This is a genomic window from Lysinibacillus sp. ACHW1.5, assembly GCF_022014815.1.
Lineage (GTDB): Bacteria > Bacillota > Bacilli > Bacillales_A > Planococcaceae > Lysinibacillus > Lysinibacillus capsici.
Map to the genome: position 1 here is coordinate 1034654 of NZ_CP091777.1, position 15158 is coordinate 1049811.

A 15158-nucleotide genomic window follows, 5' to 3' on the forward strand; every position below is an offset into this window, starting at 1 on the left:
ACAATGGCTGTATTTATTAACAAAGATACGAAGGTAATTGTACAAGGGATTACGGGCGAAACAGCTCTTTTCCATACGAAGCAAATGCTTGAGTATGGTACTAAAATCGTAGCAGGTGTAACACCAGGTAAAGGTGGACTTGAAATCGAGGGAGTTCCTGTTTTCAATACAGTAGCAGAAGCTGTAGCTGCAACAGGTGCTACAACTTCAGTTATCTATGTACCTGCACCATTTGCGGCAGATGCAATTTTAGAAGCTGTTGATGCTGAATTAGAATTAACAATCTGTATCACAGAGCATATTCCTGTCCTTGATATGGTTAAGGTTAAACGTTATATGGAAGGCAAAAACACTCGACTAGTAGGTCCAAACTGTCCAGGTGTTATTACAGCTGATGAATGTAAAATTGGTATCATGCCTGGTTATATTCATACAAAAGGCCATGTAGGAGTTGTTTCTCGTTCTGGTACATTAACATATGAAGCAGTACACCAATTAACACAAGCTGGAATTGGTCAAACAACTGCAGTAGGTATTGGTGGAGACCCTGTCAACGGTACAAACTTCATTGATGTACTTGAAGCCTTTAATAATGATCCAGAAACATACGCAGTTGTTATGATTGGTGAAATCGGTGGTACAGCTGAGGAAGAAGCAGCGGCATGGATTAAGGCAAATATGACAAAACCTGTTGTAGGCTTTATTGGTGGACAAACTGCACCTCCTGGCAAACGTATGGGTCACGCTGGTGCTATCATTTCTGGTGGTAAAGGAACAGCAGCGGAGAAAATTAAAGCAATGAACGAAGCTGGTATTGAAGTTGCAGAAACACCTTCTGTAATTGGTGAAACATTGATTAAAGTAATTAAAGAAAAAGGGCTATACGAAAAGTGTAAAACCCATTAAAATGGAAGATGTAGCCATTACGGCTACATCTTTTTCATTATTTATACACTGTTTATCATACTTCATTCAACAATTACCTACTTACTGATGAAGAAATCAACAATTTTGTGGCAGATGTTATAAAAAATAATGCAATGTTGTGTTGAAAATTATCATGCGGTCATTTAATTTCTTCTATTATAAAAGGAGGTTTATTGAATGATTCTCGCAGTAGATACGCAGAGATTACTAGCCTTACATTATGTGTACCCATTACCACTACAGAAACTTCAGCAATTGTTGTCCCCTGTGAATATTTTAAGCTCTTTTGAAGACATTCATTATGACGACCTCGCAAAAGTTTTACAAATATCGGCACAAAAAGCACATCAACTTTCTCAGCGCTTTCGACAAATTATGACAACACCACTTGAAGAGGCCTATGCACGGGCTAATATATTCCCCATCCCGTTTTATCATCCTTATTTCCCGGCGCAATTATTTGAAATATCAAGTCCACCTACTGTATTGTATGTGAAAGGTCAATATTCCCTGTTAACAAACAAAAAACAGATAGCTATTATAGGCTCTAGGAAGGCGACAGCGTATTCAAAAAGAGCGATAGACTTAATTGTTCCGCCGCTTATTCAACGTGATTATACGGTTGTTAGTGGGCTTGCAAGAGGTGCAGATACAATGGCACATAGGGCGACTATCGATATGGGCGGTCATACAATAGCTGTGCTTGGACATGGTTTTAATTATCTCTATCCATCAGAAAACCGCATTCTCGCTACGCAAATGGCAGAGCAACAGTTATTAATGACAGAATATCCTCCCTATATGAAGCCTGAAAAATGGCATTTCCCAATGCGTAACCGAATCATTAGTGGTTTATCTCAAGCATTAGTTGTGACAGAAGCGGCATTAAAAAGTGGCACGCTTATTACAACAGAGCTTGCATTAGAGCAAGGAAAAGATGTGTTTGTGGTGCCAGGACCTATAGACGCAACGCAATCAAAAGGGACAAATCAATTGCTTTTTGAAGGAGCAATTCCCATAGTGAATGGTCATCAAATCCTTGAAACATTAGACCTCTTTTCTAACAAAAATTGAAAAAAAGTTGCATTATCTTAAAATCTGTTATACATTTTGCAACAGGTAACTTAAAAAATTAGTAATAGACCTCGCTAAGGGGGAGACATAGATGGCGGATTATTTAGTGATTGTAGAATCACCAGCAAAAGCAAAAACAATTGAACGGTATTTAGGAAAGAAATATAAAGTGAAAGCGTCGGTTGGACACGTACGGGATCTTCCACGTAGTCAGATGGGCGTTAGCGCGGAAAATAATTTCGAGCCTAAATATATTACGATACGTGGTAAAGGACCTGTGTTACAGGAATTAAAGTCTGCAGCTAAAAAAGTAAAGAAAGTTTATCTAGCAGCCGATCCAGACCGCGAGGGAGAAGCAATTGCTTGGCACCTTGCGACTGCATTAAATATTGATATTCACTCAGATTGTCGTGTTGTATTTAATGAAATTACTAAAGATGCAATTATAGAGTCTTTTAAAAATCCACGTCCAATTAACATGGATTTAGTAGATGCGCAGCAAACAAGACGTATATTGGATCGACTTGTTGGTTATAACATTAGCCCGATTCTATGGAAAAAGGTGAAAAAAGGTTTATCGGCAGGTCGAGTACAATCTGTAGCACTACGCATGATCATTGATCGTGAAAATGAAATTAAAAACTTCCAACCTGAAGAATATTGGACAATTGAAGGAACGTTTGAAAAGGGAAAAAAATCATTTGATGCCCTTTACTATGGAAATGGTAAAGACAAAATAAAATTAACAAATGAAGCACAAGTCAAGGCAATCTTAAAAGATGTTAAAGGAACAAACTTTGATGTTGTCAATGTAACGAAAAAAGAACGTAAGCGTAATGCTGCACCAGCCTTTACAACATCATCTTTACAGCAAGAAGCAGCACGAAAATTAAATTTCCGTGCTAAGAAGACCATGATGCTAGCTCAGCAATTATACGAAGGTATAGATATTGGAAAAAAAGAGGGAACAGTCGGGTTAATTACTTATATGCGTACCGATTCCACACGTATTTCTGATACGGCAAAAGCAGAAGCAGTTACTTACATTGAGGGTAAATATGGAAAAGAATACATTGCAACAGATATAAAACAAACAAAGAAAGCTTCAAATGCACAGGATGCGCACGAAGCAATACGCCCAACAAGTACAATGCGCACACCAGATGAATTAAAGGCAGTACTTAGCCGTGATCAGCTACGCTTATATCGTTTAATTTGGGAGCGCTTTATTGCGAGTCAAATGGCACCAGCAGTACTTGATACTGTAGCTGTAGATCTTCAAAATGGTGATGTTTTATTCCGTGCAAACGGCTCACAAGTTAAATTCGCAGGCTTTATGAAACTATATATTGAAGGTACTGATGATCAAACTGAAGAGACGACAAAACTTTTACCTGAGATGGAAATTGGTGATCAAGTAAAATCGCTCGAAATTGAGCCTAAACAACATTTTACACAGCCACCACCACGTTATTCTGAGGCGCGACTTGTTAAAACAATGGAAGAACTAGGAATTGGGCGCCCGTCCACATATGCACCGACCCTCGATACAATTCAGCGCCGTGGCTATGTTGTATTAGATGCTAAACGCTTTATGCCAACAGAGCTAGGAGAGATCGTACACCAACTCGTACTAGAATTTTTCCCAGATATCATAAATATCGAATTCACAGCACAAATGGAACAAGATTTAGATGATATTGAAGAAGGCAATCGACAATGGAAAAAAGTCGTGGAGGAATTTTACAAAGACTTTGAAGTCCATGTAAAACATGCGGATGAAGCTATGGAAAAGGTTGTCATTAAAGATGAGCCTGCAGGGGAAGACTGTGAGCTTTGTGGATCTCCAATGGTCTATAAGCTTGGACGATATGGCAAATTTATGGCTTGTTCTAATTTCCCTGATTGTAGAAATACAAAAGCGATTATGAAGCCTATTGGTGTGAAATGCCCTTCCTGTGAAACGGGCGAGATAGTGGAGCGAAAAAGTAAAACAAAGCGTCTATTCTATGGTTGCAATCAGTATCCTGAATGTGAATTTGTCTCATGGGACAAGCCGATTAATAGACCATGTCCAAAATGTAGTGCATTATTAGTAGAGAAAAAGATAAAAAAAGGTGTGCAAATTCAATGTACGAAGTGTGACTATGAAGAAGCACCAACTCAATGATAGGAAGATGGTAAGAAACATGACTGAACAAGTAGTAAATGTAATTGGAGCAGGGCTGGCAGGTAGTGAGGCAGCTTGGCAAATTGCTAAGCGTGGTATAAAAGTTAAACTTTATGAAATGCGTCCAGTAAAGCAGACACCAGCGCACCATACGGATAAATTTGCAGAACTTGTTTGTTCTAACTCATTGCGAGCAAACGGGTTAACAAATGCTGTAGGCGTTATAAAAGAAGAAATGCGTATGTTAGATTCTGTTATCTTAAAGGCAGCAGACCAATGTTCAGTACCTGCTGGAGGTGCCTTAGCAGTAGATCGTCACGAATTTGCAGGGTATGTAACTGAAACTGTGAAAAACCATCCACTTGTGGAGGTTATTCATGAAGAAGTCACAGAAATTCCAGAAGGTATTACAGTTATTGCAACAGGACCATTAACTTCAAAAGCTTTAGCTGAAAAAATTCAAGGTTTAACGGGTTTAGATTATTTATACTTTTACGATGCAGCAGCTCCTATTATCGAAAAAGATAGTATTGATATGAATAAAGTTTATTTAAAATCTCGTTATGATAAAGGGGAAGCGGCTTATTTAAACTGTCCTATGACAAAGGAAGAATTCGATCGTTTCCGCCAAGCATTAATCGAAGCTGAAGTTGTACCATTGAAGGAATTTGAAAAAGAAATTTACTTTGAAGGTTGTATGCCAATTGAAGTCATGGCAGCCCGTGGAGAGAAAACTATGTTATTTGGTCCGATGAAGCCAGTAGGTCTTGAGGATCCAAAAACAGGAAAACGTCCATATGCAGTTGTTCAACTTCGTCAAGACGATGCAGCAGGCACGCTTTACAACATTGTAGGCTTCCAAACGCATTTAAAATGGGGGCCACAAAAGGAAGTGCTACAGCTCATTCCTGGGTTAGAGAATGTAGAAATTGTTCGCTATGGCGTCATGCACAGAAACACCTTCATTAATTCACCGAAAGTTTTAGAAAAAACATATCAACTTCGTGAGCAAAAGAATATTTTCTTTGCAGGTCAGATGACTGGTGTAGAAGGCTATGTTGAATCAGCAGGTAGTGGATTAATTGCAGGAATAAATGCAGCTCGTTTAGCCTTAGGACAAGAGCCGATTATTTTCCCATTCGAAACGGCATTAGGAAGCATGGCGCGTTATATAACAGAAGCACAGTCGAAAAACTTCCAGCCTATGAATGTAAACTTCGGCATCTTCCCTGACTTACCACCTGGTCGTCGTTCGAAGCCAGAGCGTGCGGAAATGCATGCAACACGCGCAATAAGCACAATTCGAAATTTTGTGAATTCACAAACAATTTAATTGCCAAAAGCCTCTAAAAGTTGTTATACTCTTAGAGGCTTTTTCTTTTTGTAGACAAAATGCTTAATTAGACGTATTTTATTATTTTGTATGAAGTTTTTCTCAAAATATAACTATTTACACTTGCTATATTATGAAGATAGGTTTAGTGTCAATATGTATGTTTATTAATGATCAGGAAAACGATACAAACTTGTAAGAGATGACAAAGGATTGTATATCCGTTATATTACAAGTGTCAGTCATTTAAGAAAATTATTAATAAATTATTGGTGGTGAATCTTTCTGTGTTAGTTTCGTCCCAAGATGCACTCGAACAGTTCATGCTTTACATCCAAGTTGAAAAGAACTTCTCTGTTCATACAGTGCGAGAATATGAATCAGACCTGCTAGATTTTTTAACCTTTTTACAAACGGAGGGAATCGATGATTTAGCAAGTGTTGAATATATACATGCACGTCTTTATGTAACAAAGTTGTACGATGAGAAAAGGGCAAGGGCTTCTATTTCAAGGAAAATTTCCTCAATACGCTCCTTTTTTCGCTTTCTAAATAGACAGTACGGATTAGATGACGGAGCCTTTCGTTCGCTTTATCATCCGAAAAAAGAATCACGTTTACCTAATTTTTTCTACGAAGAGGAATTGAAACAGTTATTTGATGCGAATACTGGTGATGATTTGAAATCATTAAGAAATATAGCTATATTAGAGCTGTTATATGCAACAGGTATTCGTGTGAGTGAACTGACTTCAATTCAAGTAGAGGATGTAGATTTTCATTATTCGATTATACGAGTAATGGGCAAAGGTCGAAAAGAACGAATCATTCCATTTGGTCAATTTGCGAGTTTAGCAATGCAGGACTACATAGAGCAAGCTCGTCCACGATTGATGAAAAAAACGAATCATCTGCAGTTGTTTGTCAATATGCGTGGTGGGGAACTTACTCCTAGAGGGGTACGTCATATTTTAAACGAAATGATTGACAAGGCCTCACTCCATACAAAAATTTACCCACACATGCTTCGCCATACTTTTGCTACTCATTTATTGAATAATGGCGCAGATTTACGGACGGTGCAGGAGTTATTAGGTCACTCACATTTATCTTCTACACAAGTTTACACACATGTAACAAAAGAGCATCTTCGTCAAACATATATGAATGCTCATCCAAGGGCATAATAGAGCTAAGGAGGAAGGCAGATGGGACAAATTCATGCAACAACGATATTTGCGGTTCATCATAACGGAGGCTGTGCTATGGCTGGTGATGGCCAAGTAACATTGGGAAATGCAGTTGTGATGAAGGGTACAGCAAGGAAGGTCAGACGTCTGTTTAATGGGCAGGTCCTCGCTGGTTTTGCAGGTTCAGTTGCGGATGCCTTTACACTTTTTGAAATGTTTGAAGGCAAATTAAATGAATATAATGGTAATTTGCAACGTGCAGCCGTTGAGGTAGCGAAGCAATGGCGTGGTGATAAAATGCTGCGTCAGCTCGAAGCGATGCTACTAGTAATGGATAAAACGACTTTATTACTCGTTTCGGGTACAGGAGAAGTGATTGAACCTGATGATGGTATTTTGGCCATTGGCTCTGGGGGCAATTATGCATTGTCTGCGGGTAGAGCATTAAAAAAATATGCAGGTGAAACAATGACTGCTCGTGAAATTGCTGAAGCGGCACTAGAAACAGCTGCTGAGATCTGTGTATTTACAAATCATAATATTATCGTGGAGGCGCTGAACTAATGACACAAAAAAATTTAACGCCAAGACAAATTACTGAGCATTTAGATCGTTACATTGTTGGGCAGAATGAAGCTAAGCGAGCAGTAGCTATTGCGTTACGAAACCGCTATCGTCGTTCGTTGTTAAATGAAGATATGAAGGCTGAAGTTATTCCAAAAAATATTTTGATGATTGGGCCTACTGGTGTCGGTAAAACAGAAATAGCCAGAAGGATTGCAAAGCTTACCAATGCACCTTTTGTAAAAGTTGAAGCGACAAAGTTTACCGAAGTAGGCTATGTGGGTAGAGATGTTGAATCAATGGTTCGTGACTTGGTAGAAGCTTCTCACCGTCTAGTTAAAGAAGAAATGATGGAGTCTGTCAAGGAACAAGCAGAAGAATTAGCAAATGAAGCAATCGTGAAACTTTTGGTGCCTTCTTTACGTAAAAAACAGGCGATGCAAAATCCGTTTGAAATGCTATTTGGTGGGAAAGAACAACCGACAAATGATGATTCATCAGCAGATGATGGAGAAGTTCGCTCGAAGCGTGCTCAAATTGCCATTGATTTACGCAATGGTAAGTTAGAAAATGAGTGGGTTACTGTAGAGGTAACAGAACAAAATCCATCCATTTTTGATGCGTTACAAGGAACTGGGATGGATATGTCTGCGAATAGTGGTATGCAGGATATGCTCTCTAGTTTAATGCCTAAAAAACAGAAAAAACGCCGTGTGCAAGTAAAAGACGCGCGTCGTATTTTAACAATAGAAGAAGCAAATAAGCTGATAGATGCTGATGAAGTAGCACAGGAAGCCATTAATAGAGCTGAGCAAACGGGTATCATTTTTATTGACGAAATCGATAAAATTGCTAGTAAAGAAGGAAATACTTCGGCGAATGTCTCCCGTGAAGGAGTTCAACGTGACATTTTACCAATTGTAGAAGGTTCTACGGTTACAACAAAGTATGGTGCAGTGAAAACGGATTATATGCTGTTTGTTGCTGCTGGGGCATTTCATATGTCAAAACCATCAGACCTAATTCCCGAGTTACAAGGCCGTTTCCCAATTCGAGTAGAGCTAGAAAAATTAACAAAACAGGATTTTGTCCGTATTTTACAAGAACCAGATCAATCATTAATTTTGCAATATAAAGCACTTTTAGAGACAGAAGGCGTAGAAATTCATTTCACGACAGATGCTATTGAACGAATTGCTGAGATAGCAACTGAAGTGAATCAGGAAACAGACAATATCGGAGCTCGTCGTTTACACACGATATTAGAACGTTTACTGGAAGAACTATCGTTTGAGGCATCTGAAATTGCGCCTGCCAGTATCCCAATCAATGCGGCGTATGTGGATCAAAAACTTGCGGGAATAGTAAAAAACAAAGATTTGTCACAGTTTATACTGTAAGATAAAGCTGATTAGTATCATTCAATAGTAAAAAAAACCTTTAGAATATTTAGTAAATACTCTTCGGATTATTTATAGGAGGAACATATAATGAATTTATTAGAAAAAACACGTAAAATTAACTCGATGCTTCAAGCTTCTGCTGGTAAGCCAGTAAACTTTAAGGAAATGGCCGATACATTAGGCGATATTATCGATAGTAATGTCTATATTTTAAGTCGTAAAGGTAAATTATTAGGTATTTCAATTCACCAACAAATTGAAAATGAACGTATGAAAAAAATGTTCGAAGAGAGACAGTTCCCAGAAGAATACACACATAGCTTATTTACGATCTCTGAAACATCATCAAATTTAGATATTAATAATGAACATACTGCTTTCCCGGTAGAAAATAAAGATTTATTCCAAAATGCTTTAACAACAATTGTACCAATCGTTGGTGGTGGTGAGCGTTTAGGAACATTAATCCTTGCTCGTTTATCTTCACAATTTGAAGATGATGATCTAATTTTAGCTGAGTATGGTGCAACAGTGGTTGGTATGGAAATTTTACGTGAAAAGTCGGAAGAAATTGAAGAAGAAGCTCGTAGCAAAGCTGTCGTGCAAATGGCTATTAATTCACTTTCGTACAGTGAGTTAGAGGCAATTGAACACATTTTCGAAGAACTTGATGGTAATGAAGGCTTACTAGTTGCTTCTAAAATTGCTGATCGAGTGGGTATTACACGCTCAGTGATCGTAAACGCATTACGTAAACTTGAATCAGCAGGTGTCATTGAATCTCGCTCTTTAGGCATGAAAGGTACTTATATTAAAGTACTAAACGATAAATTCTTAAATGCTTTAGCAGAAATTAAAATGAAATAAATACTTCTTTTAAGAAGCTAATGAAAGCGTCTATGGTAAACATAGACGCTTTTTATGTTGTTGAAAAAGACCTTTTCGAAAGGTGAGAGGCCTTTAGTTTTCGTTATCGTCCCTTCCAGAGGAGCGTACAATGAATCCGTTAGTCGAACATGAGGAAAAGTTTTCTGACTAGTGATTTAATTTTTGCTTAATGTAGAACGGTGGATTAGAAGGCTAATTGATTCCCTCGTGTGAAAGAGTGGTAGTTCTGTACTTTAAACACCTCCTTAAGAAGTTTAAACTGAGTGAGAAAAAAGTATAGTGGCAAGCCGGTAGGGTGGAATGAAAGCTGATTTCATCTTTCGTATAATGTATTGTTTTTCAAAATAATGGTGGTGTCTATGGTAAATATAGACGCTTTTTTGTGTATTTTCGAAATTTTAGGGCACTTATTTTGTAGAGAATTAATATAAAAACATGGATATCGTTGCTTTTATCCTAAAAATGTTCGATAATTTGTCACTACAATTAGCATATAAAAAATGCTGATATGTTACTTTTGAAGAATGGTGAATAAACTTATAGTCACTGTATAAAAAATATCCCCTTAGTGGTCAATCTAGTAAAAAGGGACCTTTATTTAAAAGGGTTAAAAAAGGCGATTAACCTCATAAAAAGGCATTTTTCACAATAAAATCGTAAACACTGTCGAAATGGTGTAAAATAACTAGATGATTAATAATCTTTACTGAAGCCTAGAGACACAAAGGATGGGGAAGTTTTGTCATGGTTAAGAGGGAGAAAAAATAGGGCGTATAGACTATTAAAAAGTGACAAAAGACAATAGACACTAGGTATCATCTTAATTACAATTGTATTATTGGATAAATTAACAAGTACATAGATTTTAAATAAAATGAGGTGAACAGTTTTGAATTTATTTGGAGGAACTATTAGTAGCCTGGAAAATGGACTTTCCTATGCCACTTTAAATCATAAAACAATCGCAAATAATATCGCGAATGTCGATACACCTAATTATAAGGCGAAAAATGTTAGTTTTAAGGATATGTTGGAAGAGCAGAAGAGCATAACTATTTCTGCATACCGCACTGATAATAGACATTATGATTTCACGTTTCGACAATCTACACCAGGTGTCAATATTGTTGAGAACTTGCGATATAGAAACAATGGGAATGCTGTAGATATGGATGCTGAGCAAGCGAAATTAGCAGAGAATCAAATTTATTATAATGCGCTAATCGATCGTGTTAATGGGAAATTAAACACATTGAATACCGTTATTAAAGGAGGTAAGTAATAGATGTCTATTTTTCATGGGATGAATACCACTGCCTCCGCATTAACAGCGCAGCGTTTACGTATGGACGTTATTTCTTCTAATATGGCTAACATGGATACAACTCGCGCTCGTCAAGTGAATGGGGAATGGGAACCATATCGACGTAAGTCCGTGACGCTGTCAGCACAAGAAGGACAATTTTCTAATTTTTTGAATATAGCACTAGGTAAAAATGCAAAAAGTGGTGTTGGTAATGGTGTGAAAATTACTCGAATCTCAGAAGATCAAGAAACACCTTTCAAACTTGTATATGACCCAACTCATCCAGATGCAAATGCAGATGGTTATGTAAACATGCCTAACGTCGATCCATTAAAAGAAATGGTTGATTTAATGTCGGCTACTCGTTCTTATGAGGCTAATATAACTGTATTTAATGCGAATAAATCCATGCTTACAAAGGCTTTAGAGATTGGTAAATAAATTTAAGTAGAAAGGAAGATACATACATGGCCATTTCGTCCATTTCGCTAATGACACCTACTCAGGTTGTAAATAACACGAATAAACTGAATGCTACACCTTATGAAGCGCAACAAAGCTTCGCGAACTCGTTAAAAGAAGCAATTGCAAAAGTAAATGATCAACAAATAACTTCTGATAAATTTACTCAGAAGCTAATTAAAGGTGAAGATGTGGAGTTGCATGAAGTGATGATTGCTTCGCAAAAGGCAAGCATTACCCTAAACGCAACAATTGAAGTTCGCAATAAGGTGATTGAAGCTTACCAAGAAATAATGCGCATGAGTGTTTAATTATATTGTAAAGATAAGAAACCTCTTTTCAATATATATTAACAACCACAATTCAGAGTGGCTCATTATGTTCGCAAATTATTGATGGCTAGGTTATTCACTATAACCGGAGGATTCATAATGAATGAACGATTGACAAAAATAAAAAACGACACCAGTCAATTTTGGACAAGTCGAAGTAAAAAGCAAAAAATAGTTATGATTGGCTCCGTGGTAGTTGTAATCGCAATAGCAGCAATTGTGACATTTTTTGCTTCCAAAACTACATATGTTCCACTTTATAAAGATTTATCAACACGGGAAATTGGACAGGTAAAGGAAGCGCTAGATTCCCAAGGTGTGACTTATCAAATTGCTCCAGGTGGAACATCTATTTTAGTGCCAGAAGAACAAGTTGACTCCTTATTAGTGCAATTAGCTTCAGAGGGATATCCACAAACAGGTTCAATCGATTACTCATTTGCTAATAGTTCAGGTTTTGGTATGACTGATAATGAATTTAACCTATTAAAAAAAGCAGCTACTGAAACTGAAATTGCTAAACTTTTCAAAAATCTGGAAGGTGTAAAAGATGCAAAAGTGATGATTACTGTTCCTGAGGAAGGTGTATTCGTAACTGATGTTCAGGGAGAGGCAACAGCATCTATCGTTTTAAATACTGATCCTGGCTATAAATTTACGGAACAGCAAATAACTACAATGTACAATTTAGTGTCAAAAAGTATTCCGAATTTAAAGACTGAAAATATCGTGATCTCTAACCAATTTTCAGAGTACTTTGATCTGAATGCAGCAACAGCTGATGGTACTTCCACAACAACAGCTGAAGGCCAGTTACAAATGAAGAAATTGGTAGAACGAGATCTACAACGTCAAGTGCAAAATATGCTTGGAACGTTGATGGGACAAGATAAAGTAATGGTTTCTGTCACAACGGATATTGATTTCAAGAAAGAAAATCGTGAAGAAAATCTTGTGACACCAGTTGACGAAGAAAATATGGAAGGTATTGCCATAAGTGCTCAGCGAATTACAGAGCAATATTCTGGTACAGGCGCAGCTGCCGCTGCTGGAACACCTGAAGCTGAAACAACTACTGATAACTTCACAACTTATAATGAAGGTACAGCAGGAAATGGTGATTACGAGCGTACGGAAGAAACGATTAATAATGATGTGAACCGTATACGTAAGGATATTCAAGAAGCTCCTTATAAAATTCAGGATATTGGGATTCAAGTAATTGTTGAACCACCGACAGCAACTGATGCAGCGTCATTACCAGACGGTGTTCGAGAAGATATTGAGAAAATTTTAAGTACAATTGTACGTACAACAATTTCCAAAGACGTAGCAGCAGAACTTACTCAAGAGCAGATCGATGAAAAAGTGGCGGTATCTGTACAACCATTATACGGTAAGGCAACAGAGGTAGCTGATGAAAAACCAATCATTCCATGGTGGGTTTGGGTTATCGGAGGTATCTTGTTAGCTGTTATCTTATTACTAGCATTCTTCATTATCCGTTCACGTAAACGTGCGAAGGAAGAAGAAGAGTTAAGTATCCTAGAAGAACAAGAAGAATTAATGGTTGATGATATTAATGAAGAAATTGAAACGGAAGCTACAATGCGTCGTAAGCAGCTAGAAAAAATGGCCAAAGATAAGCCAGACGATTTTGCAAAGTTACTGCGTAGTTGGATTGCTGAAGACTAACTAGGAGGTTCGGCTGTGTCCAAGAAAGATAAAGAATTAACCGGAAAACAAAAGGCCGCTCTCTTGTTAATTTCATTAGGGCCTGAAGTTTCAGCTTCTGTCTATAAGCATTTAACAGAGGAAGAAATTGAACGTTTAACATTAGAGATTTCAAGTGTTAAAAAAGTAGAATCAAATGTAAAAGAAGAAATTATTGAAGAATTTCACAATATTGCACTTGCGCAGGACTATATCACACAAGGTGGTATTGGCTATGCAAAAACAGTATTAGAAAAAGCACTTGGCGTAGAACAAGCACAAACAATCATCAATCGACTAACATCTTCTTTACAAGTACGCCCGTTTGATTTTGCTAGAAGAGCTGATCCAGCGCAAATTTTTAACTTTATCCAAAATGAACATCCTCAAACAATTGCCCTAATCCTCTCTTATTTAGAGGCAGGGCAAGCAGGGGTTATTTTATCTTCTTTACCACAGGAAGTACAAGCTGACATTGCTAAACGTATAGCGGTCATGGAATCGACTTCACCAGAAGTGATTAGCGAAATTGAATCTGTGTTAGAGCGTAAATTATCATCAACCGTTACGCAGGATTATACAGAAACCGGCGGTATTGATGCAGTCGTTGAAGTTTTAAATGGAGTAGATCGACAAACAGAAAAAACAATACTCGATGCACTGGAAATACAAGACCCAGAACTTGCAGAGGAAATCAAAAAACGTATGTTTGTGTTCGAGGATATTGTTACACTCGACAATCGTTCCATTCAGCGTGTTATTCGTGATTGCGAAAACGAAGACTTACTGCTTTCAATGAAGGTATCAAGTGAAGAGGTAAAAGATATTATATTCCGTAATATGTCACAACGTATGGCTGAAACATTTAAAGAAGAAATGGAAATTATGGGACCTGTACGTTTACGTGACGTAGAGGAGGCACAATCTCGAATTGTTGCTGTTATTCGTCGTCTAGAGGATGCTGGAGAGATTATTATTGCTCGTGGTGGAGGAGATGACGTCATTGTCTAGAATCATCCGTTCTATTTACACTAAATCTGATAGCGATAATGTCAAAGAAATTCAAATCCGCGATATGTTTGAAGCGATGGAAGAATACCAAGAAGAAGAGCCTCCTCAGCATCAATTAACGTTGGATGAAGTCGTGGCAGAGCGAGATCGTTTACTTACTGAAGCAAGAACTGCTTTGCAAGCTGAACGAGAGATGTTTGAACAGGAAAAGCATAGGCACTTTCAAGAGATTGAACATTTAAAGCTAAGTTGGGAGGAAGAGAGACCCAATCGTGTTCAAGAAGCTTATGATGAGGGATTTGGACAAGGCTATGAAGATGGCGTGAATAAGGCCACCGAAGCAATGGCTCAGTCACTTCAAACAGCGAACGAAATAATGATGTTAGCGAAAGAAAATGCTCAAAAATATATTGAGGATCAAGAAGCGGTAATTTTAGAGTTAGGTTTAACTGCGGCAGAAAGAATTATTGGTACTTCTTTAGAACAGGATAACGAACTATTTGTATCGATTGTGCGTAGAGGGCTGAAAGAAGCAAGAGAAATGAAGGAAATTAAAATTTATGTTTCGCCAGCTTATTATGCTTTAATTACGACCAACCGAGATGAATTAGCAGAAATGTTCCCAATAGACGTACCATTTATGATTTTTGTTAATGAAGATTTAGATAATGAGACAGATTGCTATATTGAAACAAATCATGGGCGAATTATGGTTAGCATCGATGAGCAATTAAATGCACTGAGATTAAAGTTACATGAAATATTAGAGAGTAAGGAATGATCTT

14 protein-coding genes are annotated in these 15158 nt (G+C 37.5%); all 14 read left to right on the plus strand.

The annotated features are described in order from the left end of the window. Positions 1 to 3: 3 nt before the first annotated feature. The 14 genes from sucD to fliH all read left to right on the plus strand — a co-directional run bounded on the left by sucD (position 4) and on the right by fliH (position 15154). Positions 4 to 906, plus strand: a complete 903-nt coding sequence (gene sucD / locus L6W14_RS04765; RefSeq protein ID WP_004229280.1) for a succinate--CoA ligase subunit alpha — start codon at positions 4 to 6, stop codon at positions 904 to 906. A 198-nt stretch (positions 907 to 1104) separates the two neighbouring features. Further along, entirely contained in the window at positions 1105 to 2001 is an 897-nt protein-coding gene (gene dprA / locus L6W14_RS04770; RefSeq protein ID WP_237899659.1) for a DNA-processing protein DprA, read from the plus strand. A 91-nt stretch (positions 2002 to 2092) separates the two neighbouring features. Continuing rightward, complete coding sequence (gene topA, locus L6W14_RS04775) at positions 2093 to 4171, plus strand: type I DNA topoisomerase (protein WP_131521905.1); 2079 nt, start codon at positions 2093 to 2095, stop codon at positions 4169 to 4171. 19 nt (positions 4172 to 4190) lie between these two features. Next, entirely contained in the window at positions 4191 to 5504 is a 1314-nt protein-coding gene (trmFO, locus tag L6W14_RS04780) for an FADH(2)-oxidizing methylenetetrahydrofolate--tRNA-(uracil(54)-C(5))-methyltransferase TrmFO (RefSeq protein ID WP_016994086.1), read from the plus strand. 287 nt (positions 5505 to 5791) lie between these two features. After that, positions 5792 to 6691: a tyrosine recombinase XerC gene (gene xerC, locus L6W14_RS04785; RefSeq protein WP_004229272.1), complete on the plus strand. Its 900-nt coding sequence runs from the start codon at positions 5792 to 5794 to the stop codon at positions 6689 to 6691. 21 nt (positions 6692 to 6712) lie between these two features. Next, the gene (gene hslV, locus L6W14_RS04790) at positions 6713 to 7258 is read left to right on the plus strand and encodes an ATP-dependent protease subunit HslV (RefSeq protein ID WP_004229270.1); all 546 of its coding nucleotides are present in this window, start codon (positions 6713 to 6715) and stop codon (positions 7256 to 7258) included. Further along, entirely contained in the window at positions 7258 to 8658 is a 1401-nt protein-coding gene (hslU, locus tag L6W14_RS04795) for an ATP-dependent protease ATPase subunit HslU (protein ID WP_004229268.1), read from the plus strand. The genes hslV and hslU overlap by 1 nt, the downstream gene beginning before the upstream one ends. A 90-nt stretch (positions 8659 to 8748) precedes the next feature. Beyond that, positions 8749 to 9528 (plus strand): GTP-sensing pleiotropic transcriptional regulator CodY, encoded by a 780-nt coding sequence (codY, locus tag L6W14_RS04800; RefSeq protein ID WP_004229266.1) that lies wholly within the window; start codon positions 8749 to 8751, stop codon positions 9526 to 9528. Between the two features lie 910 nt (positions 9529 to 10438). Further along, positions 10439 to 10831: a flagellar basal body rod protein FlgB gene (gene flgB, locus L6W14_RS04805; RefSeq protein WP_237899661.1), complete on the plus strand. Its 393-nt coding sequence runs from the start codon at positions 10439 to 10441 to the stop codon at positions 10829 to 10831. Positions 10832 to 10834: 3 nt separating this feature from the next. After that, positions 10835 to 11296: a flagellar basal body rod protein FlgC gene (gene flgC, locus L6W14_RS04810; protein WP_054550512.1), complete on the plus strand. Its 462-nt coding sequence runs from the start codon at positions 10835 to 10837 to the stop codon at positions 11294 to 11296. Between the two features lie 26 nt (positions 11297 to 11322). Beyond that, entirely contained in the window at positions 11323 to 11628 is a 306-nt protein-coding gene (gene fliE, locus L6W14_RS04815; RefSeq protein WP_004269303.1) for a flagellar hook-basal body complex protein FliE, read from the plus strand. 120 nt (positions 11629 to 11748) lie between these two features. After that, positions 11749 to 13344 carry a flagellar basal-body MS-ring/collar protein FliF gene (gene fliF / locus L6W14_RS04820; protein ID WP_131521904.1) on the plus strand — a complete coding sequence of 532 codons (1596 nt, stop codon included), beginning with the start codon at positions 11749 to 11751 and terminating at the stop codon, positions 13342 to 13344. A 15-nt stretch (positions 13345 to 13359) separates the two neighbouring features. Beyond that, positions 13360 to 14373, plus strand: a complete 1014-nt coding sequence (gene fliG, locus L6W14_RS04825) for a flagellar motor switch protein FliG (protein ID WP_008180783.1) — start codon at positions 13360 to 13362, stop codon at positions 14371 to 14373. Then, a complete protein-coding gene (gene fliH / locus L6W14_RS04830; RefSeq protein ID WP_131521903.1) occupies positions 14366 to 15154 on the plus strand; it encodes a flagellar assembly protein FliH in 789 nt (262 codons plus the stop codon). Before fliG ends, fliH begins: the two co-directional genes overlap by 8 nt. The last annotated feature ends 4 nt before the right edge of the window (positions 15155 to 15158 follow it).